At 67.7% G+C, this 20,662-nt stretch carries 16 protein-coding genes and 2 rRNA genes; 2 read left to right on the top strand and 16 right to left on the bottom strand.

What is annotated here, in order from left to right; genetic code table 11:
- Positions 1-16 precede the first annotated feature (16 nt).
- The 8 genes from NFX31_RS06395 to NFX31_RS06360 all read right to left on the bottom strand — a co-directional run bounded on the left by NFX31_RS06395 (position 17) and on the right by NFX31_RS06360 (position 9,520).
- Positions 17-613, bottom strand: coding sequence for an NUDIX domain-containing protein (locus tag NFX31_RS06395; protein ID WP_262957027.1), 597 nt, complete (start codon positions 611-613; stop codon positions 17-19).
- Position 614: 1 nt separating this feature from the next.
- Entirely contained in the window at positions 615-2,300 is a 1,686-nt protein-coding gene (locus NFX31_RS06390; protein ID WP_045249722.1) for a CTP synthase, read from the bottom strand.
- 26 nt (positions 2,301-2,326) lie between these two features.
- Entirely contained in the window at positions 2,327-3,265 is a 939-nt protein-coding gene (locus NFX31_RS06385; protein ID WP_262957026.1) for a carbohydrate kinase family protein, read from the bottom strand.
- Positions 3,262-4,725, bottom strand: a complete 1,464-nt coding sequence (locus NFX31_RS06380) for a glycoside hydrolase family 32 protein (protein WP_258955275.1) — start codon at positions 4,723-4,725, stop codon at positions 3,262-3,264. The genes NFX31_RS06385 and NFX31_RS06380 overlap by 4 nt, the downstream gene beginning before the upstream one ends.
- Positions 4,726-4,751: 26 nt before the next feature.
- Positions 4,752-6,164, bottom strand: coding sequence for a glycoside hydrolase family 32 protein (locus tag NFX31_RS06375; protein WP_262957025.1), 1,413 nt, complete (start codon positions 6,162-6,164; stop codon positions 4,752-4,754).
- An 88-nt stretch (positions 6,165-6,252) separates the two neighbouring features.
- Positions 6,253-7,140 carry a carbohydrate ABC transporter permease gene (locus NFX31_RS06370; protein WP_045249718.1) on the bottom strand — a complete coding sequence of 296 codons (888 nt, stop codon included), beginning with the start codon at positions 7,138-7,140 and terminating at the stop codon, positions 6,253-6,255.
- Entirely contained in the window at positions 7,137-7,994 is an 858-nt protein-coding gene (locus tag NFX31_RS06365; RefSeq protein ID WP_262957024.1) for a carbohydrate ABC transporter permease, read from the bottom strand. Before NFX31_RS06365 ends, NFX31_RS06370 begins: the two co-directional genes overlap by 4 nt.
- Positions 7,995-8,107: 113 nt before the next feature.
- Positions 8,108-9,520: an ABC transporter substrate-binding protein gene (locus NFX31_RS06360; protein WP_262957023.1), complete on the bottom strand. Its 1,413-nt coding sequence runs from the start codon at positions 9,518-9,520 to the stop codon at positions 8,108-8,110.
- A 180-nt stretch (positions 9,521-9,700) separates the two neighbouring features.
- Here NFX31_RS06360 and NFX31_RS06355 point away from each other — a divergent pair, with 180 nt between their 5' ends.
- On the top strand, positions 9,701-10,720 hold the full coding sequence (locus NFX31_RS06355) for a LacI family DNA-binding transcriptional regulator (RefSeq protein ID WP_262957022.1): 1,020 nt from the start codon (positions 9,701-9,703) through the stop codon (positions 10,718-10,720).
- Between the two features lie 28 nt (positions 10,721-10,748).
- On the opposite strand, the gene recN is transcribed toward NFX31_RS06355, so the two are convergent.
- The 6 genes from recN to NFX31_RS06325 are packed head-to-tail and all read right to left on the bottom strand — an operon-like array spanning position 10,749 to position 16,115.
- Positions 10,749-12,434 carry a DNA repair protein RecN gene (recN, locus tag NFX31_RS06350; RefSeq protein ID WP_091475567.1) on the bottom strand — a complete coding sequence of 562 codons (1,686 nt, stop codon included), beginning with the start codon at positions 12,432-12,434 and terminating at the stop codon, positions 10,749-10,751.
- Positions 12,431-13,354: an NAD kinase gene (locus NFX31_RS06345; RefSeq protein WP_045249713.1), complete on the bottom strand. Its 924-nt coding sequence runs from the start codon at positions 13,352-13,354 to the stop codon at positions 12,431-12,433. Before NFX31_RS06345 ends, recN begins: the two co-directional genes overlap by 4 nt.
- Positions 13,351-14,151 (bottom strand): TlyA family RNA methyltransferase, encoded by an 801-nt coding sequence (locus NFX31_RS06340; RefSeq protein ID WP_045249712.1) that lies wholly within the window; start codon positions 14,149-14,151, stop codon positions 13,351-13,353. The genes NFX31_RS06345 and NFX31_RS06340 overlap by 4 nt, the downstream gene beginning before the upstream one ends.
- Positions 14,148-14,312, bottom strand: a complete 165-nt coding sequence (locus NFX31_RS06335; protein WP_169748211.1) for a hypothetical protein — start codon at positions 14,310-14,312, stop codon at positions 14,148-14,150. The genes NFX31_RS06340 and NFX31_RS06335 overlap by 4 nt, the downstream gene beginning before the upstream one ends.
- 37 nt (positions 14,313-14,349) lie before the next feature.
- Positions 14,350-15,381, bottom strand: coding sequence for an HAD-IIA family hydrolase (locus NFX31_RS06330; protein WP_045249711.1), 1,032 nt, complete (start codon positions 15,379-15,381; stop codon positions 14,350-14,352).
- Positions 15,378-16,115 carry a hypothetical protein gene (locus tag NFX31_RS06325; protein ID WP_045249710.1) on the bottom strand — a complete coding sequence of 246 codons (738 nt, stop codon included), beginning with the start codon at positions 16,113-16,115 and terminating at the stop codon, positions 15,378-15,380. The genes NFX31_RS06330 and NFX31_RS06325 overlap by 4 nt, the downstream gene beginning before the upstream one ends.
- A 6-nt stretch (positions 16,116-16,121) precedes the next feature.
- On the opposite strand from NFX31_RS06325, the gene NFX31_RS06320 reads away from it, so the two are divergent.
- Positions 16,122-17,069, top strand: a complete 948-nt coding sequence (locus tag NFX31_RS06320; protein WP_262957021.1) for a hypothetical protein — start codon at positions 16,122-16,124, stop codon at positions 17,067-17,069.
- Positions 17,070-17,114: 45 nt separating this feature from the next.
- On the opposite strand, the gene rrf is transcribed toward NFX31_RS06320, so the two are convergent.
- A 5S ribosomal RNA gene (gene rrf / locus NFX31_RS06315) occupies positions 17,115-17,231 on the bottom strand.
- Positions 17,232-17,335: 104 nt separating this feature from the next.
- Positions 17,336-20,433 (bottom strand): 23S ribosomal RNA (locus NFX31_RS06310).
- Positions 20,434-20,662: the final 229 nt, after the last annotated feature.

Raw genomic sequence — 20,662 nt, 5'->3', positions numbered from 1 at the left:
TCAGGCCTCCCGCACGTCAGGCCTCGCGGCGGGCCCGTCCCGACGACAGGCGCCGTTCCGCGGCCAGCACGCCGACCGCGAGGATCCCGTTGCGCAGGCGCCCCGCCACGACCGCATCCGCGGCCTCGGCGAGCGGCACCCAGGCGAGGCGGATGTCCGCCTCCTCGTCGGTGCGCGCGAACGCCTCGTCGGCCGCGGCCAGCCCCGTCGCCAGGTAGATATGGATGATCTCGGAGTTGCTGCCGGGCGTCGTGTACGTCGACACGAGCGGCTCCCAGCCCGACGCCGTCAGGTCGGCCTCCTCGGCGAGCTCCCGGCGCGCGGCGGCCATGGGGTCCTCGCCGACGACGTCGAGCAGTCCTGCCGGCAGCTCCCAGTCGCGCTCGCGGATCGGATGCCGGTACTGCTGGATCAGCAGCACCCGCCCTTCCTCGTCCATCGCGACGACCGCGACGGCTCCGCTGTGATCGATGTACTGCCGTACGATCTCGCCGTCACCGTACCGGACGCGGTCCTCACGCACGCTCCACACCGCGCCGCGGTAGACCTCGCGGCTCCCGAGCACCTCGGGCTCGAACGTCTCGTCCTGCGGCGCGGCGCCGGAGTCGCTCACGTCAGCTCTCGTCGTCGAACAGCTCGCTGGAACGGTGCCGCTCGATCGCGGCGCCCACGAGGCCCCGGAACAGCGGGTGCGGCTCGGTCGGCCGCGAGCGCAGCTCCGGGTGCGCCTGGGTGGCGATGTAGAACGGGTGCACGTCGCGCGGCAGTTCCACGTACTCGACCAGGTCGAGCTCAGGGTTGAGGCCCGAGAACGAGAGTCCGGCGTCGGAGAGACGGCCGCGGTAGGCGTTGTTCACCTCGTAGCGGTGACGGTGACGCTCGGACGCCTCGGACGCGCCGTAGAGCTCGGCCGCGAGCGAGCCCTCGCCGAGCGCCGCCCTGTACAGGCCCAGGCGCATGGTGCCGCCGAGGTCGCCCCCGTCGAGGATCTCGACCTGCTCGGCCATCGTCGCGATGACCGGCTCGGCGGTGTCCGGGTCGAACTCGCTGGAGGACGCGCCCTCGATGCCGGCGACGTTTCGCGCGTACTCGATGACCATGCACTGCAGTCCCAGGCACAGGCCGAGGGCGGGGATGCCCTGCTCGCGGGCGAAGCGCAGCGCGCCGAGCTTGCCCTCGATGCCGCGGATGCCGAAGCCGCCGGGCACGCAGATGCCGTCCACGTCGGCGAGCGCCTTCGCGGCGCCCTCGGGCGTCTCGCAGGAGTCGGACGGGATCCAGCGGATCTTCACCGCGACCTCATGGGCGAAGCCGCCGGCCTTGAGCGCCTCGGTGACCGAGAGGTACGCGTCGGGCAGATCGATGTACTTGCCGACGAGACCGATCGTGACCTCGTGCTTCGGGTTGTGCACCGCCTGGAGCACCTTCTGCCAGCGCGACCAGTCCACGTCGTCGGCCTTGGTGAGGCCGAGGGCGTCCACGATGTAGTCGTCGAGCCCCTGGTCGTGCAGCATCGTCGGGATGTCGTAGATGCTCGGCACGTCGACCGCGTTCACGACGGCGTCCTCGTCGACGTCGCACATGAGGGCGATCTTGCGCTTGTTCGACTCGGTGACGGGGCGGTCGCTGCGCAGCACGAGCGCGTCGGGCTGGATCCCGATCGAGCGGAGGGCTGCGACGGAGTGCTGGGTCGGCTTGGTCTTCTGCTCGCCGGAGGCGCCCATGAAGGGCACGAGCGAGACGTGCACGAAGAACACGTTCTTGCGGCCGAGCTCGTGACGGATCTGGCGGGCCGACTCGATGAACGGCTGCGACTCGATGTCGCCGACGGTGCCGCCGATCTCGGTGATGATGACGTCCGGCTTCGGCGTCTCGTCGGCCTGCAGGCGCATGCGGCGCTTGATCTCGTCGGTGATGTGCGGGATCACCTGCACGGTGTCGCCGAGGTACTCGCCGCGGCGCTCCTTGGCGATGACCTGCGAGTAGATCTGGCCGGTGGTGACGTTGGCGGCCTGGCTGAGCTCGATGTCGAGGAAGCGCTCGTAGTGGCCGATGTCGAGGTCGGTCTCCGCGCCGTCGTCCGTGACGAAGACCTCGCCGTGCTGGAACGGGTTCATCGTGCCCGGGTCCACGTTCAGATAGGGATCCAGCTTCTGCATCACGACGCGCAGTCCGCGGGCGGTGAGCAGGTTGCCGAGGCTGGCCGCCGTCAGCCCCTTGCCCAACGAGGAAACGACACCGCCCGTCACGAAGATGTGCTTGGTGGTGTCGTTGTCTGTCCGCGCGGCTGAGTTCTGCATCACGGGCTTTTATCCTATCAGCCGGATCAGCGGCCGTCACCGTCGGACACGGCGCGCGTCGCGTCGAGACGTTCCTCGAGCTCGGCCGGGCGCGGCGGGTTGGCACCGGCGCGCGACACCGTGATCGCGCCGGACACGAGCGCCGTGTCCAGCGCCGCGACGACGTCCTCCGCCGGGATCGGCGCGCCGTCCACGAGCAGGCGGTCCGTGCCGTCGCGCAGCAGGCCGAACAGCAGCCCGGACATGAACGCGTCGCCGGCGCCGATCGTGTCGACGACGTCCACTCTCACGGCGGGACGCTCGTACCGCACGCCGTCGACGAGCGCCACGGCTCCCTGCGCGCCGCGCGTGATCACGACGAAGCGCGTGCCGCCTTCGGCGAGCGCGTCCAGGACGTCCTCGAGGCTCGCGCCGGGCCGCAGCCACGCGGCGTCCTCGTCGCTGAGCTTGACGACCTGTGAGGCCGCGGCGAGCTCGAAGACCCGCCGGCGTGCGGCGTCCGCCGGGCCGATGACGTCGGCGCGGATGTTCGGGTCGAACGATCTCAGCGTGCCCGCGGGCGCGTCGCGGTAGGCCGCGAGCAGAGCGCTCGAACCCGGCTCGCGCAGCGCGCCGATCGATCCGGTGTGCACGAGGGCGAGCTCGTCCAGTTCCGGCACCGCGATCTCGCCGGCCAGCGCGAAGTCGTAATCGGCACTGCCGTCCTCGGCGATCGTCGCGGTCGCCGTCCACGACGGACCGTCGACGAGCGTGTGCGCCCCGACGCCGACGCGGTCCTCCGCGAGGTGCGCACGGATCAGATCCCCGTACGCGTCGTTGCCGATCCTGGCGTGCAGCACCGGCGGCCGGCCGAGCCGTGCGAGGCCGACGGCCACGTTCATCGGCGACCCGCCCGCATGGGCCCCACCACCGACGACGATGTCGACGAGCGCCTCCCCGATGACCGCGATCCGCGCCTGGTTCATGCCTGGAGCCCCTCTCCCGCCTCGACGACGAGTTCGTCGATCCGCACACTACCGCTCACCGCGCGCACCTCGAAGCGCGAGCACGTCCGGTCGGCGAGTCTGTCCGTGAGCACGGCGGTCCCGTCATCGGCGAAGACCTCGATCGACCCGTGGTCCAGCCAGAGCACGGCGTCGAGTCCGCCCGGCTGCAGGGGCAGGTGCTCGACGCTGCCGAACGCTTCCGGGAGCCCCGCGGCGCCGACCCGGCGATCCAGGGAGAGCTCCCCGTCGCGCACGCGCAGGATCGCGATCGGTGCGGCGCCGTCGCCGAGGCGCAGCTCGGCCGAGGCGCCGTCGTCCAGCCGGAGCCGCAGCCGGATCCGCGCCACCGGAGGCGCATCGAGGATCCGCGGCGCACCCGGCCGCACCTCGGCACCCGTGATCGCCACGATCGGCACCACCGCGGGGCCGACCGGGTCCTGACGCAGCCGGATCCGCCCGCCCGCGGTCACGAGCGACAGCCGTCGCGCGAGCGTCATCGCTCCGCGCTGCGGCTCGGGCCCCGCGGGCGGCATCGCCCCGGCGTACTCCCAGTTGCTCATCCAGGCGATGAGCGTCCGCTCGTCGTCCGGGAGTCCCGAGAACGTGACTCCCGCGTAGCAGTCCCGGCCGTAGTCGATCCAGTCCAGGGCCGCCAGCTCGGCGGCGCCCGTCTCGTCTCCCGGAGCGACGTCCGGGACCGGGGTGTCGGGGACGAAGCGCACGCCGTCGAAGGAGCCGATGACGTACATCGTCCCCGACCCGCCGGCCAGGCCGCCGGGGTTCATGCTGATGATCAGCACCCAGCGCACGTCGTCCGGATCGCCGTCCACCGCCAGCGGGAACAGGTCTGGGCACTCCCACACCCCGAGAGCCGTGCCGCGCGGCCCGTAGTCGGACAGGAACTCCCAGTGCCGCAGATCCGCCGAGCGGTAGAGCACGACCTTGCGCTCGACCGCTTCGACGGCCACCATCACCCAGTACTCGCCCGCGGCGCCCGTGTAGCGGAACACCTTGGGGTCGCGGAAGTCGGCCGAACCGCGGTCCAGGACAGGATTGCCGGCGTGCATCGCCCAGGTCTCTCCGCCGTCCGCGCTCGAGGCGATCCCCTGCGACTGATGTCCGCCCGTCTGATCGGCGAGCGTGAACACGGCGATCAGGGGCGGTTGGCCGTCGACGCCGAGGCCGCTGGTGTCGCGCGCGTCGAACACCGCGGAACCCGAGAAGATCTCGTGCTCCGAGGTGTACCGCAGCGCGACGGGGTGCTCCTCCCACCGCACGAGATCCCGGCTCGAGGCGTGACCCCAGCTCATGTATCCGTGCTCGGCGCCGTTCGGGTTGTACTGGAAGTACAGGTGGTAGCGACCGTCGTGGAAGATCAGGCCGTTGGGATCGTTCAGCCAGTTGCGGGCCGAGGAGAAGTGGATGAGCGGACGTGTCACGGGCGAGGCCTCCAGCGCGGATGTCGTCATGGGCGCGTGCGGATCTCGAGGGACACCAGGTCGGCGGCCCCTCCGTTGACGAACACCCCGACGCGCTCCCCGGCCCGCCGATACAGGCGGGTGCTCAGCGCCACGCGGCGGTCGACGACCGCGACGAGGATGTCGCCGGACACGACGACCTCGACCCGATGCCGGCCCGCCGGCAGCGGGCAGGGACGCTCGAGCACGAACGGCACGTCGCCGGAGATCTGCCACTGCTCGTCGCCGGTGCAGGTGCGGGGCCAGCGATCGAACACCACCCGGTTGCGACGCGGCTCGAGCCGGATCGCTCCCGCCTCCTCGCCGTCGGCCGTGGCGCGGAGCAGGATCCCGACCTCCTCTGTTCCGTCGGCGATGTCGAACTCGGCGGTCAGCAGGCAGGTGTCGGGGAGGTCGAGGTCGCCGATGCTCTGCACGAAGCGGTCCGTGCCGTCCAGATGCGCGGGCACCGGCACGCCGGAGGCCACGGGCACGGTGAAGGATCCGAGGAACTCGTCCGGCAGGTGAAACGCCAGGGTGCCGTCCGCACGCTGCGTCGCCTCGAGGGTCGACATCGTCCCGGCCCACTGCCATGCTCCGTCGTCGGCGTGGCCCTCCCGGGTGGCGATCCAGCCGACGAAGAAGCGGCGTCCGTCGCGCTCGACCGTCTTGGCCGCGTAGAACGGGCGGGCGTCGACCGTGTCGTCGTCCGGCGCGAGCCACGGCCCGTCCAGGGAGCGTGCGATCCGGTAGCGCGTGCAGAACGCGTCGGAGAACTCCGAGTACACCAGGTACCACCACTCGCCCCACCGGAACACGTCCGGGCACTCGTGGGCGATGTATCGACGCGGGTCCCAGAAGGGCTCGACGGGGATCCACGAATCGAGATCCGTCGAGGTGAGCTGCGCGATCGTGCCGCGCCGGCGCTCCGGCCCGTCGGAGTGCCGGGCGGCGACCAGCATCCGCCAGCGGTCGCCGTCGCGGAACACGAACGGATCGCGCCAGTCCCCCGTCTCGTACCCCTCGGGGGCGCCCACCGTGAGCTCCGGATGCTTGATCCATCCCTCCAGTCCGGTGGTGCTGACGGCATGCGCGACCAGCTGCAGCGGGCGCCCGTCGGCGCCCCGCCGCGTCGGGTTCTGGGCGGTGGAGAACAGGTGCGCGACCCCGTCGTCGTCGATCACCACGGATCCGGTGTAGACGTTGAAGTCCTCGGCGTCCGGGCCGCCGCTGGGCACCGCGAGACCGCGATCCTCGAAGTGCACGAAGTCGGTCGTCGTGACGAGATGCCACGGCATGCCGGTCTTCGGCACTTCTCTGTCGTCGAAGAGGTACCAGAGGTGGAAGACGCCATCGCGCTGGAACGGGATGACATCTCCGACCCAGCCTCCGTCGGGACGGAAGAAGACGGTGTCGGTCATCGGGACTGCTCCGTTTCGGGTGGTCGGGAAGGGACGAGCGCGCCCCGGGCGGGGCGCCTCGATCGTGTCGGGGACGAGAGCGGGGGTGCTAGCGGGACGAGCCCGCGGTCACGCCCGCGATGAAGTAGCGCTGGGCGACGATGAACAGCAGCACGCTCGGGATCATCGAGAGCACCACGCCGGCGAGGACGACCGAGATCGATCCGGTGCCCAGGTTCCCCTGCAGGCCGACCAGGCCGAGCGGCAGGGTGAAGGTGCTCTGATCCTGCAGGAAGATCAGGGGCCGGTAGAACTCGGCCCAGAACCCCGAGAAGTTCAGGATCGCGAGCGTCGAGATCGCCGGCGCCGCCATCCGCGCGTACACGTGGAAGAACACGCCGAACTGCGTCGCACCGTCGATCCGCGCGGCCTCGCCGAGCTCCCTGGGCATCTGCATGAAGTACTGCCGCATCAGGAACGTGCCGAAGGCGCTGCCCAGCGCCGGGACGATCAGGGAACCGAGACCGTCCTGGAGGCCCAGCGACTTCACGATGAGGAACACCGGGATGATGATCGTCTGCAGCGGCACCATCATGGTCGCCAGGAACGCCCCGAAGATCACGTTCTTGCCGGGGAACGAGATCATCGCGAACGCGTACCCGCTCAGCGTGCAGGTGATCGTCTGACCGACAACGATCAGCAGCGTCACGATCGTGCTGTTCAGGAAGAACTGCCCGATCGGGATCTGGTCGAACACCGCCGCGTAGTTGCTGAAGTCGGCGTCGAACGGGATCCACTGCGGCGGATTGTCGAACGCCTGCGACGGCGAGCGCAACGATGTCGTCACCGTCCACAGCAGCGGACCGAGGGCGAACACGGCGGCGACGATCAGGGCGATCAGGCCGGCGATCTTGCCGAGACTCCAGAAGCGGGCTCCGGGGCCGCCGCTGCGGGGCCGCCGGCGGCGGCCCGTCACGATCAGGGATGTCGCGCTCATTGGTAGAACACCAGCTTCCGGGAGGCGAGGAACTGGATCCCGGTGATCGCGAGGATCAGCAGGAGGAGGATGATCGCGATCGCCGATGAGTAGCCGAACTGCAGATTCTGGAACCCGGTCTGGTACATCGAGATGGTCGCGGTCGTGGTGGCCGTGCCCGGCCCGCCCTTGGTCATGATGAAGGGCTGGTCGAACAGCTGCATCGCGTTGATGAACGCGATCACCGCGGCGAAGAGGATCGTGGGGCTGATCAACGGGATCTTGATCCGGAACAGCGTGCGCAGCGGGCCTGCGCCGTCGATCGACGACGCCTCGAGCACGTCCGTCGGCACCGCCATGAGGGCCGAGACGAACAGCACGAAGGTGAAGCCGACCTGCTGCCAGACCACGATCAGCACGATCGTCACCTGCGCACCGAAGGGGCTGGTCAGCCACGGCACGCCCGACATCCCGAGGAGGCCGAGGTAGTAATTGATCGCGCCGAACTTCGCGTCAAACAGGTAGCCCATGAAGATCGCGACAGCCGCCGTCGAGGCGAGCAGCGGCAGGTAGAACGCCGTGCGGAAGAACGTCCTGCCGAAGGTGGATGTCCGCTGGTTCACGAGGACCGCCAGGAAGAGTCCGATCGTGAGCTGCAGGGCGACGATCGCGATCGCCATGACGATCGTGACACCGAAGGACTGCAGCACGGGAGCGTCCGTGAAGAACCTCTGGTAGTTCTCCAGCCCCGCCCAGGTGGGCGGGGAGATGACGTCCCAGTGGAAGAACGACAGGCCGAGCGAAGCGAGGATCGGGATGAACGTGAACACCGTCACGAACAGCATCGACAGCGCGATCATCGCGTAGCCGAACATCCCCTCCCTCCGGGCCGCCCGCCGCGCACCGGGGCGGCGGACGGGCCGAGGAGGCTTCACCTCGCGCGACGAGACACGCAGGACCGCGTGCGGGGCGGAGACGGGGGCGGACATCAGCTGCCCTTCGCCACCTTCTCCAGGTCCGACTGCATCGCGTCGAGCGCGGCCTTCGCGTTCCCGGAGGAGATCGCCTCGGTCGTGCGCTGGTTGAGCGAGGTCGCGAGGGCGTTGTAGTACGAGGGCGCCGAGATCGGGACGGAGCCGTCGAGCTGGTCGTAGAACACCTGCCAGTTCTTCGGACCGGTGCTCGCGTAGCGTTCGGCGGTCATCAGCGACTTGCGTCCCGTGGTGGTGATGTTGCCCGGGAACATGATGTCGAAGGTCTCGGCCTCGATCATCATCTTGATGACCTCCCACGCGGCGTCCTTCTTCTTCGACGACTCGAAGATCGAGTACCCGCCCGTGCCGAAGAGCGACTTGTTGCTCTTCCACGTCGGGAAGGCCTGCACCTCGAAGCTGCCGTCCTTCATGCCTGCGTTGTGCAGACCCCCGGCCCAGAACCCGCCGCCGATCGTCATGCCGATGCGGCCCGACGAGAACAGCCCCTGCAGGGTGCCGCCGCCGCCCACGTCGGGCGAGGGCGAGTAGCCGGCCTTCTGCAGATCGATGACGTACTGGAGGGCCTCGATCGCGGCGTCGGAGTTCGCCGTCGGCGCCCCCCACTTCCATCCGCCCTTGCGGCCCTCGATGCTCTTGTCGCCGGCTTCGTACGCCTTGCTCCACAGCCAGTCGCCGCCGCCGTACTTGCCCTCTTCGATGAGGTTGCCGTCGTTGGCGTAGAGGAACGAGGTCCAGCTGCCCCAGAGGCGCACCACCCAGTCGAACGGCAGGATGTCGCCGCCCAGCTTCGAGATCTTCTCCGCCGTGGAGTGGAAATCGTCGATCGTCCAGCCCGCGGCGGGGGCCGCGGCGCCCGCCTTCTGCAGCACGTCGGAGTTGTAGAACATGCTGCCCGCGTTGAAGCTGTCCGGCATGTTGTAGAGATGCCCGTCGACCATCATGGCCTCGATGAGCGCCGGATGGATGTCGTTGAAGTAGCTCGACTTCAGCGTCGACATGTCCTTGGTGACGTAGCTGTCCAGCGGGGTGATCAGCTTCTTGCCGACCATCAGCTGCAGGCCCTCGGTGGCGACGCTCACGATGTCGGGCGCCTGACCCGACGCGATGAGGGTGAGGACCTTGGCGAGGAAGTCGTTCCAGTCCTTGCCGTTGATCGCGCTGACCTTCAGCGAGAGATCCTTGTCGATCTTCTTGACCTTGGGCTGGAGGGCGTTCTGCAGGGTGGTGGCCGACTTCTGATCGCCGAAGTACAGCATCGTCAGGGTGCCGCTCTGAGACCCGCCGCCGGAGGGGGCGCAGCCCGTCAGGCCCGCACCCATCCCCAGCAGTGCGGCGCCCGCGAGGCCGTAGCCTCCGAGCCGCAGAAGATCACGGCGGCCCATCACAGGCCCGAACTCTCGTGCCATCAACTTCTCCTCTCTGAGAGTGAATCGGCTTGCGCCTCATGCGCAGATCAATGGGTGGTGAACCGATTTATCCGACGGTAACACTCCCCCGAGAAGCCGCGCAAGCAGTGTTGCTAAATTAATTCACCAATCGCATGGATCCGCTAGATTGGGAGGACGCACGGGAGAGGAGGGCTGCCGATGTCCACGGCACCGAGACCGACGCTCGCCGATGTCGCCCGGCTCTCCGGCCTGTCGAAGACGGCGGTCAGCCTCATCCTCAACGATCGCCCGTCCCGGCTCTCCGACGACGCGGTGGAGCGCGTCCGCACCGCTGCGGCACAGCTGGGCTACAAGCCGAATCCGGCCGCGCAGAGCCTGCGCTCGGGCAAGACCCGCTCGATCGGGTTCATCTCCGACCAGGTCACCATCACCCGCTTCGCCTCCGCGATGGTGCGCGGCACGCTTCGCGCCGCCCGGGAGCTGGATCACACCGTGCTCATCACGGAGACCGGCGACGACCCCAGCCAGCTGGCCGCAGCGTTCGACGAGCTCATCGACCGGCGGGTCGACGGCGTGATCGTCGGCCTGATGGCCGCCCGCATGGTCGACGTGCCCGCCGCTCCCCGAGGCATCCCCGTCGTGATCGTCAACGGCCGCACCCCCGACGACCTGCCCAGCGTGCTGCCGGACGAATACGCGGCGGGCCACGCGATGGCCTCCGTGCTGCTCGACGCTGGTCACGTGCGCGTCGGCTTCATCGGCGACATCCCGCATGTCGCCGGGGACCCGCGCCGGTCCGTCACGATCGCGCGACGCCTCCAGGGCATCCGCGACGCGTTCGCCGAGCGCGGCGTCGCCGGTCCGGTCGAGGTCGTCGTCGAGAACTGGACGACGGCGATCGGCTTCGCGCACGCGCCGCAGATGCTGGACGCGCATCCGGACCTGACGGCGATCATCGCCGCGACCGACGGGGTGGCGTTCGGGATCTACCAGGCGCTGAACGAGCGCGGCCTGCGCATCCCGCACGACATCTCGGTCGTGTCGTTCGACGACGAGGATCTCGCCTCCCTGGTCCGTCCAGGGCTCACCACCGCTCGACTGCCCTACGAGCAGATGGCGCGTGTCGGCGTGGAGATGCTGCTCGGCGAGCGCGACCTGGCTCATGAGCTCCTCCCGATGCCCCTGATCATGCGGGAATCGGTGCGCGACCTGCGCTGACGCGCCGGGATCCGATCGCGGGTGGAGCTCAGTCCTCGCGCAGGGCGAGCAGCTCGCGGGCGTGCTCGAGAGCGGCATCCGAGTCGGTGAGCCCGGAGAGCAGGCGCGCCATCTCGGCTTCGCGGTCCTCACCGTCCAGCCGACGCACGCTCGACGCGGTGACCTGCCCGTCGTTCGCCTTCACCACGCTCAGGTGGTTGTTGGCGAACGCCGCCACCTGCGCCAAGTGCGTGACGGCGATGACCTGCGAGCTGCGTGCGAGGCGGGCGAGCCGCCGGCCCACCTCGATCGCGGCGGCGCCGCCGATGCCGGCATCCACCTCGTCGAAGACGAAGGTCGGCACCGGATCCGTTCCGGCGATGACGACCTCGATCGCGAGCATGACACGAGAGAGCTCGCCGCCCGACGCGCCCTTGGCCACCGAGCGCGGCTCGGCGCCGGGGTGCGGTGCAAGCAGGATCGCGACGTCGTCGCGGCCGTGCGCGCTCTCGGCGCCCTCGGTGACGGCGACCACGAGGCGAGCGTCCGGCATCGCGAGGGCGTGCAGCTCCTCCGTCACCGCCGCGCCCAGTCGCCCGGCCGCCTCTGTCCGCGTGGCCGTCAGCGCGGCCGCCGCCTCGTCGAGGGCCGCGCGGGCGGCGTCTCGTTCGGCCGTGAGCCGCTCGATGTGGTCGGAATCGTCGTCGAGCTCGGCGAGACGCGCCGAACCGGTGTTCCAGAGGTCGAGGGCGGCATCGAGAGTGCCGTGTGCGCGGACGAGCGCCGCGAGCGCCGAGCGGCGCTCCTCGACGGCAGCCAGCTCGTGCGGCCCCGACTCGTCCAGGTCGGCGAGGTATCCGCTCAGCTGCGCGGCGATGTCCGTCGCGCGATAGCCGATCTCGGCGATGCTCTCGGCGATCTCGGCGAGAGCGGGGTCGCTGGCACGCTCGAGTGCACGGCGAGCCTCCGCCGCGAGCGTGGACACGTCGTTCTCGCCGTCCTCGTCCGAGAGCGCGGACCGCGCGACGGCCGCGGCCTGACGCAGCTCCTCCGCATTGGCGAGACGCTCGGCGCGTTCGGCGAGCGCGTCGTCCTCCCCCGGCTGCGGATCCGTCGCCTCGATGAGCGCGAGGGCCTGGCGCAGCTCCTCGGCCTCGGCCTGGCGGCGCTCACGATTGCCCGCGATCTCGTCGAGCTGCGCGGAGAGCGAGCGCCAGCGCTCCCACGTCGCCTCGTACTCGGCGCGGACGACGGCGATCGCGGACCCCCCGAAACGGTCGAGCGCGTCGCGCTGCGCCGCCGCGGACCGCAGACGCAGCTGCTCGGACTGCCCGTGCACGACGACGAGATCATCGGCCAGGTCGGCCAGCACGCCGGCCGGAGCGGCACGTCCGCCCACGCTCGCACGGCTGCGCCCCTCGGCGGTGAGCGTGCGGGACACGTACAGCTCGCCTCGATCGTCGTCGTAGGGCTCGAGCTCGCCACCGGCATCGGCGACCGTGTCCGCCACGGATCCGGTGCTCGGCACGATCCACACCCCGGCGACCGAGGCCTGCGCGGCCCCGGCGCGGACGGCGCCGGAATCGGCGCGGGCACCCAGCAGCAGCCCCAGACCGGTCACGACCATCGTCTTGCCCGCGCCGGTCTCACCCGTGATCGCGGTGAATCCCGGACCGATCGGCAGCACCGCCTCGGCGATCACGCCCAGATCGCGCAGGCGCATCTCCTCGATCATGAGTCGGCTCCTCGCCAGCCGGAGACGGGCAGCTGGAACTTGCGCACCAGGCGGTCGGTGAACACGCTCGGGTGCAGCCGCGCGAGGCGGACCGGGCGCGACGACCGGCGCACGATGACCCTGGCGCCGCGGGGCAGATCGTGCGAGCGCCGGCCGTCGCACCAGAGGATCGCGTTGCCGTCGTTGCGGTCCAGGAGCTCGATCGCGACCGGGGCTCCCGGCGCGACGACGAGAGGGCGTGCGAAGAGGGCGTGAGCCGACAGCGGGACGACGGCGATGGCCTCGACCCCGGGCCAGATCACCGGTCCCCCGGCGGAGAAGTTGTAGGCGGTGGCGCCGGTGGGCGTGGAGACCACCATTCCGTCGCACCCGAAGCTCGTCAGGGGGCGGCCGTCGATCTCGACGACGACCTCGATCATCCGCTCCCGGCTGCTCTTCTCGACGGTGGCCTCGTTCAGCGCCCAGGTGCTGTAGACGACGGCGCCCTCGGCGTCCTTCACCCGCACGGCGAGAGCCATGCGCTCCTCGACGGAGTAGTCGCGATCGATGACGCGGGCGACGGCGGCGTCCATGTCGTCTCGCTCGATCTCCGCGAGGAAGCCGACGTGGCCCATGTTGATGCCGAGGATGGGCGCGGTCCCCTCGCGGACGAGCTCCGCGGCACGCAGGATCGTGCCGTCGCCGCCGAGCACGATGGCGAGCTCGATGTCCTCGACGGGCACACCGCCCTCGCCGGTCCGGTCCGCCAGCAGCTCGACGTCGCGGAAGAGCGGGTCCGCGGCCGCGAGTTCGTCGCGGTCCTCGGCGGAGAGCACGGGCGTCGCACCCGCGGCGCGCAGAGCGGCGACGACCCGGTGGGCCGCCTGCACCGTGTCGTCCCGGCGCGCGTGTGCGACGACGAGGATCCTGCGCTCGTTCATCGGCCTCCTGCCATGTGGTCGATCGTGCTCAACCATTCTGTCGGATTGCTCCCCTGCCCGCGGGCGAGATGCACCAGGTACTCTGCGTTGCCATGCGTCCCGAGGATGGGCGACGGCAGCAGACCGAGCACGCCGAAGCCCTGATCCCACGCGGTCCACAGCACGCGCGCGACCGCATCGGCGCGGATGGTCGGATTGGTCACGAGACCGCCGCGCACCGCGGTGCGCCCGACCTCGAACTGCGGCTTGATGAGCAGCACGACGTCGGCATCCTCGGCCGCGGTCGCCGCGACCGCCGGGAGCACCAGGTCGAGCGAGATGAACGAGAGGTCCCCGACCACCAGCGTCGGCCGCTGCGGCTCCCCCGTCGCCTCGGCCAGGAGACGCGCGTCCATGTGCCGGACGTTGAAGCCCTCGACGGCCACGACGCCCGGATCCGCGCGGACCACGGCGGCGAGCTGGTCATGTCCCACATCGACCGCGAGCACCCGCCGAGCGCCGCGTTCGCGCAGCACCTGGGTGAAGCCGCCGGTCGAGGCCCCCATGTCCAGGGCGAGGACGCCGTCGACCGCGATGCTGAATCCGTCCAGGGCGGCGATGAGCTTGTGCGCGCCGCGGCTGACGTAGTGATCGGCGCCTGCGACCTCCAGGACGTCACTGTCCTCGACCTTCATCGAGGCCTTCACGACCGGTGCGCCGTTGACGGTCACCAGACCGTCGCCGATGAGGGTCGCCGCGTGGGTGCGGGACCGGGCGAGCCCGCGTTCCGCGAGCGCGGCGTCCAGGCGGGCCGTCATCCGCGGTCGGAAGCGGTCTTCGGGGCGCTCTCCAGGCGCCGCGCGAGATCGTCGTGCAGCGCCTGATATGCGGCGGCGCGCGACTCCAGCGGCTGGCCCTCGATGAGGCGCAGCCGGCTCCAGAGCCCGTCCGCCGGGTCCGGTTCGGTGTTCTCGCTCACCTGACCAGCCTACGGGGGTCCGCTCGGTTCCGGCGGATTACGGGCGGTGGAACGGGTCCGCGTACAGCCGCTCGGGCACGCGGAAGCCGAAGATCTGCCGCCCTGTGCGCCAGATCGCCTCCGCTCCGGCGCGGACGAGATCGATGGGCCGGTCCCCCTCCCGGAGGATCGTGACGTCGACGCCGTCCACGCGCACCGCGGCGTCGCGCACGGTGACTGTATCGCCCGTGACCTTCACCTCGGGATACGGCTCGTGCAGTTCGCGCAGGTCGCCGAGGATGTAGGTCGGGCGCTGTCCCTCGGCCGCGGCGAGCACGTGCTTGGGGCGGTCGATGCCGGTGAGCACGAGCGCGGACTCGATCCCCGCACGGGACGCCCCGGCGATGTCGGTGTCGAGGCGGTCGCCGATGAACAGCGGATGCTTCGCGCCGAACCGGGCGACGGCCTCCTCGAAGATCGGCGTCTCGGGCTTTCCTGCGACCGTCGCGAGGCGACCGATGGCCGTGTGCACGGCCGACACCAGCGTCCCGTTGCCCGGGGCCACTCCGCGCGACTGCGGGATCGTCCAGTCCGTGTTGGTGGCGATCCACGGGATGCCGCCCTCGTTCTCCGGGACCTTCAACGCGAACGCCGCCTCAGCGAGATCGGACCAGCCCACCTCCGGCGCGAAGCCCTGGACGACGGCCGCCGGCGCGTCGTCGGCGCTGCGGGTCACCTCGAACCCCGCCTTGCGCACCTCGTGCACGAGGCCCTCCCCGCCCACGACCAGGATCGTGGACCCCGCGGGGATGAGACCGCTGACGAGTCGCATCGCCGCCTGCGGGCTGGTGACCACCTCGTCCGGAGCGACCGTGAGGCCGAGCTCGCTGAGGTGCGCGGCGACGGAGGCGTCGGTGCGCGAGGCGTTGTTGGTGATGTAGCCGAGACGACGCGTGGCCTCGACCTGCTTCAGGCTGTCGATCGCGTACGGGATCGCACCCGCTCCGGCGTAGACCACGCCGTCGAGGTCCGCGAGGACCACGTCGACGTCGGAGAGCGGCGTGCGGCGCGACCGGGTGAACAGACTCACTCGGCGCGCTCCGCGTCCTCCGCGTCATCGGACGCCGGCGCCGCGGGGTCGACGGGATCGGCCTCGGCGCGCTGCTCCTCCGCCACGCTGCCGTCCACCGCGCTGTCCTCCGTGGGATCCTCGGGTGCCGCGTCGTCGTCAGTCTCCGCGTCGTCGTCGGTCTGCGGGTCGTCGGGAAGATCCTCGTAGGCGTCTTCGATGATCATCTCGTCGTCGTCGCCGTGGCCGAGCGCCGCGGAGGCGACCTCGGCGCGCTCGCGCCAGAACGCCGCCTCGTCCGTGCGGCCGAGATCCTCAAGGACGGCCGCACGTGCGTCGAACAGCGCGGGACTCCACTCGAAGGCGAGGTCAGGGTTCAGCTCGGGGATCTCGAGCTCGCCCAGCGCCAGCTCGAGCTCGCCGCGATCGAGACGCGCGCCCGACATCGCGATCGCGAGTGCGACGCGCGTCGGCGTCGGAAGCGCAGAGCGATCGACCGAACGCGCCTCCTCGAGCGCGCGATCGGGGCGGCCCATGCCCCGCTCGCTGTCGACGATGAGGGCGATCTGGTCGTCGTTCCCGGAGATGCGACGGTAGGTGCGCAGCTCGCGCAGAGCGAGCGCGAAGTCGCCCATCGCGTAGGCGGTGATCGCCACGGACTCACGCACCACCGCGACGCGACCGGCACGACGCGACGCCGCCAGCGCATGCTGATGCGCGCGCTCCGGGTCCTCGTCGATGAGCCGTGCTGCCATCGCAAGATGACGCGCCACCTGCTCGGCGTTCTCCTTGCTGAGAGTCTTCAGCTCATTACGGGCCGACGGGTGCAGATCACGTGCCGTGATCTCCTCGGGAAGTTCGGGGTCACGCGGACGGTCGCTCGCGTAGGTGTCGCGACGCGGACGATCGGAACGCTCGCCACCGCGGAACGGCCGGTCTCCATCCCGGCGAGGACGGTCGTCATTGCCGCGGAACGGCCGGTCCCCGTCACGACGCGGACGGTCGGACCGCTCGCCACCGCGGAACGGCCGGTCTCCATCCCGGCGGGGACGGTCGTCATTGCCACGGAACGGGCGATCCCCGTCCCGGCGGGGACGGTCGTCGTTGCCACGGAACGGGCGATCCCCGTCCCGGCGGGGACGGTCGTCATTGCTGCGGAACGGCCGGTCCCCGTCACGACGCGGACGGTCGGAACGCTCGCCGGCGCCGCGGAACGGACGATCACCGTCGCGGCGGGGACGGTCGGAACGCTCGCCGGCACCACGGAACGGACGGTCACCGTCACGGCGAGGACGATCGTCATTGCCGCGGAACGGCCGGTCGCCGTCACGACGCGGACGATCGGAACGCTCGCCGGCACCACGGAACGGGCGGTCCCCCTCACGGCGCGGACGGTCATCGTTGCTGCGGAACGGACGATCACCGTCACGACGCGGACGATCGGAACGCTCGCCGGCACCACGGAACGGACGATCACCGTCACGGCGAGGACGATCGTCATTGCCGCGGAACGGCCGGTCGCCGTCACGGCGAGGACGATCGTCATTACTGCGGAACGGGCGATCGCCATCCTGACGTGGACGGAACGTACGCTCGGAACGGTCGCCATCGACATAGCGGCGGGGACGCCCCGCACCGCCTTCCTTGCGGTCGCGCGAGGGCTTGCCGTCATCGGCCATGTCGTGACTCCTTCCGTTCGAGCATGTTAACGCAGAAAGGCCACCCTGCGTTGGGTGGCCTTTCTGTTAAAGGAAGTCCGGCGGTGTCCTACTCTCCCACAGGGTCCCCCCTGCAGTACCATCGGCGCTGTGAGGCTTAGCTTCCGGGTTCGGAATGTGACCGGGCGTTTCCCTCACGCTATGGCCGCCGAAACACTATTGACGTGTCTCAAACAAACACAAGCATGTGTGTTGTTGTTTGGTTTTCGACCGTACGTCGAGAACCACAAAGTGGACGCAAGCACCAAGAACGGTGTGTTATCAAGTCATCGGCTTATTAGTACCAGTCAGCTGCACGTGTTACCACGCTTCCACATCTGGCCTATCAACCCAGTAGTCTGGCTGGGAGCCTCTCACCCGAAGGTATGGAAGTCTCATCTTGAGGCCGGCTTCCCGCTTAGATGCTTTCAGCGGTTATCCATCCCGAACGTAGCTAACCAGCGGTGCTCCTGGCGGAACAACTGGCACACCAGAGGTTCGTCCAACCCGGTCCTCTCGTACTAGGGTCAGATCCTCTCAAACTTCCTACGCGCGCAGCGGATAGGGACCGAACTGTCTCACGACGTTCTAAACCCAGCTCGCGTACCGCTTTAATGGGCGAACAGCCCAACCCTTGGGACCTACTCCAGCCCCAGGATGCGACGAGCCGACATCGAGGTGCCAAACCATGCCGTCGATATGGACTCTTGGGCAAGATCAGCCTGTTATCCCCGAGGTACCTTTTATCCGTTGAGCGACAGCGCTTCCACAAGCCACTGCCGGATCACTAGTCCCGACTTTCGTCCCTGCTCGACCTGTCAGTCTCACAGTCAAGCTCCCTTGTGCACTTACACTCGACACCTGATTGCCAACCAGGTTGAGGGAACCTTTGGGCGCCTCCGTTACTTTTTGGGAGGCAACCGCCCCAGTTAAACTACCCACCAGGCACTGTCCCTGAACCGGATCACGGTTCGAAGTTAGATATCCAGAGTGACCAGAGTGGTATTTCAACAATGACTCCACATGAACTGGCGTCCATGCTTCACAGTCTCCCACCTATCCTACACAAGCCACACCGAACACCAATACCAAGCTGTAGTAAAGGTCACGGGGTCTTTCCGTCCTGCTGCGCGTAACGAGCATCTTTACTCGTAATGCAATTTCGCCGAGTTCGCGGTTGAGACAGTTGGGAAGTCGTTACGCCATTCGTGCAGGTCGGAACTTACCCGACAAGGAATTTCGCTACCTTAGGATGGTTATAGTTACCACCGCCGTTTACTGGGGCTTAAATTCTGAGCTTCGCCGAAGCTAACCCGTCCTCTTAACCTTCCAGCACCGGGCAGGCGTCAGTCCGTATACATCGTCTTGCGACTTGGCACGGACCTGTGTTTTTAGTAAACAGTCGCTACCCACTAGTCTCTGCGGCCACCACGCCCTTTTCGGAGTAAATCCGTATAAGCGGGTGGCCCCCCTTCTCCCGAAGTTACGGGGGCATTTTGCCGAGTTCCTTAACCACGATTCTCTCGATCTCCTTGGTATTCTCTACCTGACCACCTGAGTCGGTTTGGGGTACGGGCGGCTAGAACCTCGCGTCGATGCTTTTCTCGGCAGCATAGGATCACCCACTTTTTATCCGCATCGTGTCTCAGCCTGAATGAGAGACGGATTTGCCTATCTCTCGGCCTACGCACTTGCACCAGGACAACCATCGCCTGGCTTGGGCTACCTTCCTGCGTCACACCTGTTAATACGCTCACTCCACCAGATGGGGTCGCATGCCGCCTCACGATCGTCCCCGAAGGGATCCACGCGTCTTGGGATGCTTAGCACTCCTGATTTCATGTGGGCGGTTCTTCGCCGGTACGGGAATATCAACCCGTTGTCCATCGACTACGCCTGTCGGCCTCGCCTTAGGTCCCGACTTACCCAGGGAAGATTAGCTTGACCCTGGAACCCTTGGTCTTCCGGAGGACGTGTTTCTCACACGTCTTTCGCTACTCATGCCTGCATTCTCACTCGTGTAGCGTCCACGGCTGGATCACTCCGCCGCTTCACTCGCCACACGACGCTCTCCTACCCATCAACACGGCTGGACCACGAAGGCCTACCATTAATGTCAATGCCACAACTTCGGTGGCGTGCTTGAGCCCCGTTACATTGTCGGCGCGGAATCACTTGACCAGTGAGCTATTACGCACTCTTTCAAGGGTGGCTGCTTCTAAGCCAACCTCCTGGTTGTCACAGCAACTCCACATCCTTTCCCACTTAGCACGCGCTTAGGGACCTTAGTTGGTGGTCTGGGTTGTTTCCCTCTCGACTATGAAGCTTATCCCCCACAGTCTCACTGCTGCGCTCTCACTTACCGGCATTCGGAGTTTGGCTGACGTCAGTAACCTTGTAGGGCCCATCGGCCATCCAGTAGCTCTACCTCCGGCAAGAAACACGCAACGCTGCACCTAAATGCATTTCGGAGAGAACCAGCTATCACGAAGTTTGATTGGCCTTTCACCCCTATCCACAGCTCATCCCCTCAGTTTTCAACCTAAGTGGGTTCGGCCCTCCACGACGTCTTACCGTCGCTTCAGCCTGGCCATGGATAGATCACTTCGCTTCGGGTCTAGGACACGCGACTGAATCGCCCTATTCAGACTCGCTTTCGCTACGGCTACCCCACACGGGTTAACCTCGCCACGTATCACTAACTCGCAGGCTCATTCTTCAAAAGGCACGCTGTCACCCCTACTAAGGAGGCTCCAACGGTTTGTAAGCAAACGGTTTCAGGTACTATTTCACTCCCCTCCCGGGGTACTTTTCACCTTTCCCTCACGGTACTTGTCCGCTATCGGTCATCTGGGAGTATTTAGGCTTATCAGGTGGTCCTGACAGATTCACACGGGATTTCTCGGGCCCCGTGCTACTTGGGATACTCTTCACGCCAAGCCAGGCATTTCGACTACGGGGTTCGCACCCTCTATGACCGGCCATTCAAAACCGTTCGTCTATACCTGCTTGTAACGCTGAAAGTTCGGCAGAACAATCAGAAAAGTCCCACAACCCCGAGCATGCAACGCCTGCCGGCTATCACACACACCCGGTTTAGCCTCATCCGCTTTCGCTCGCCACTACTCACGGAATCACATGTTGTTTTCTCTTCCTGTGGGTACTGAGATGTTTCACTTCCCCACGTTCCCTCTACCCGCCCTATATATTCAGGCGGGAGTCACTAGGTCGGCACGCCGCCCAGCGGGGTTTCCCCATTCGGACACCCTCGGATCAAAACTCGCTTATCAGTTCCCCGAGGCTTATCGCAGATTGCTACGTCCTTCTTCGGCTCCAGATGCCAAGGCATCCACCGTTTGCTCTTAAAGACTTGAAATCACATGAGTTCATCAAGAATCGGTACCAGACCCCGAAGGATCCAGTTCGAAATTGACTAATGATCTTTAAGATCATCAATACAACACAACCCCAAAGGGTCATGCTGAAGATGCTCGCGTCCACTGTGTAGTTCTCAAAGTACGGGCGGTCCCCCACCCCCTCACCGCAGTGAAAGGCATGAAGGCCAGAAGTACCGCATGTGTTCCCACACCCGGTCCCTCAGGACC

Origin of the sequence: Microbacterium azadirachtae, assembly GCF_025583665.1 — a bacterium.
In the GTDB taxonomy this organism is placed as follows: domain Bacteria; phylum Actinomycetota; class Actinomycetes; order Actinomycetales; family Microbacteriaceae; genus Microbacterium; species Microbacterium azadirachtae.
This window is presented reverse-complemented; position numbering and strand designations above follow the sequence as displayed.

What these genes read in the sequence shown, in the direction of transcription:
- NFX31_RS06390 (WP_045249722.1), bottom strand. Translation starts at nt 2,300, where the DNA reads ATGCAGAACTCAGCCGCGCGGACAGACAACGACACCACCAAGCACATC.
- NFX31_RS06385 (WP_262957026.1), bottom strand. Translation starts at nt 3,265, where the DNA reads ATGAACCAGGCGCGGATCGCGGTCATCGGGGAGGCGCTCGTCGACATC.
- NFX31_RS06375 (WP_262957025.1), bottom strand. Translation starts at nt 6,164, where the DNA reads ATGACCGACACCGTCTTCTTCCGTCCCGACGGAGGCTGGGTCGGAGAT.
- NFX31_RS06370 (WP_045249718.1), bottom strand. Translation starts at nt 7,140, where the DNA reads ATGAGCGCGACATCCCTGATCGTGACGGGCCGCCGCCGGCGGCCCCGC.
- NFX31_RS06365 (WP_262957024.1), bottom strand. Translation starts at nt 7,994, where the DNA reads ATGTTCGGCTACGCGATGATCGCGCTGTCGATGCTGTTCGTGACGGTG.
- NFX31_RS06360 (WP_262957023.1), bottom strand. Translation starts at nt 9,520, where the DNA reads ATGGCACGAGAGTTCGGGCCTGTGATGGGCCGCCGTGATCTTCTGCGG.
- NFX31_RS06355 (WP_262957022.1), top strand. Translation starts at nt 9,701, where the DNA reads ATGTCCACGGCACCGAGACCGACGCTCGCCGATGTCGCCCGGCTCTCC.
- recN (WP_091475567.1), bottom strand. Translation starts at nt 12,434, where the DNA reads ATGATCGAGGAGATGCGCCTGCGCGATCTGGGCGTGATCGCCGAGGCG.
- NFX31_RS06345 (WP_045249713.1), bottom strand. Translation starts at nt 13,354, where the DNA reads ATGAACGAGCGCAGGATCCTCGTCGTCGCACACGCGCGCCGGGACGAC.
- NFX31_RS06340 (WP_045249712.1), bottom strand. Translation starts at nt 14,151, where the DNA reads ATGACGGCCCGCCTGGACGCCGCGCTCGCGGAACGCGGGCTCGCCCGG.
- NFX31_RS06325 (WP_045249710.1), bottom strand. Translation starts at nt 16,115, where the DNA reads ATGGCAGCACGGCTCATCGACGAGGACCCGGAGCGCGCGCATCAGCAT.
- NFX31_RS06320 (WP_262957021.1), top strand. Translation starts at nt 16,122, where the DNA reads ATGACGCGCCACCTGCTCGGCGTTCTCCTTGCTGAGAGTCTTCAGCTC.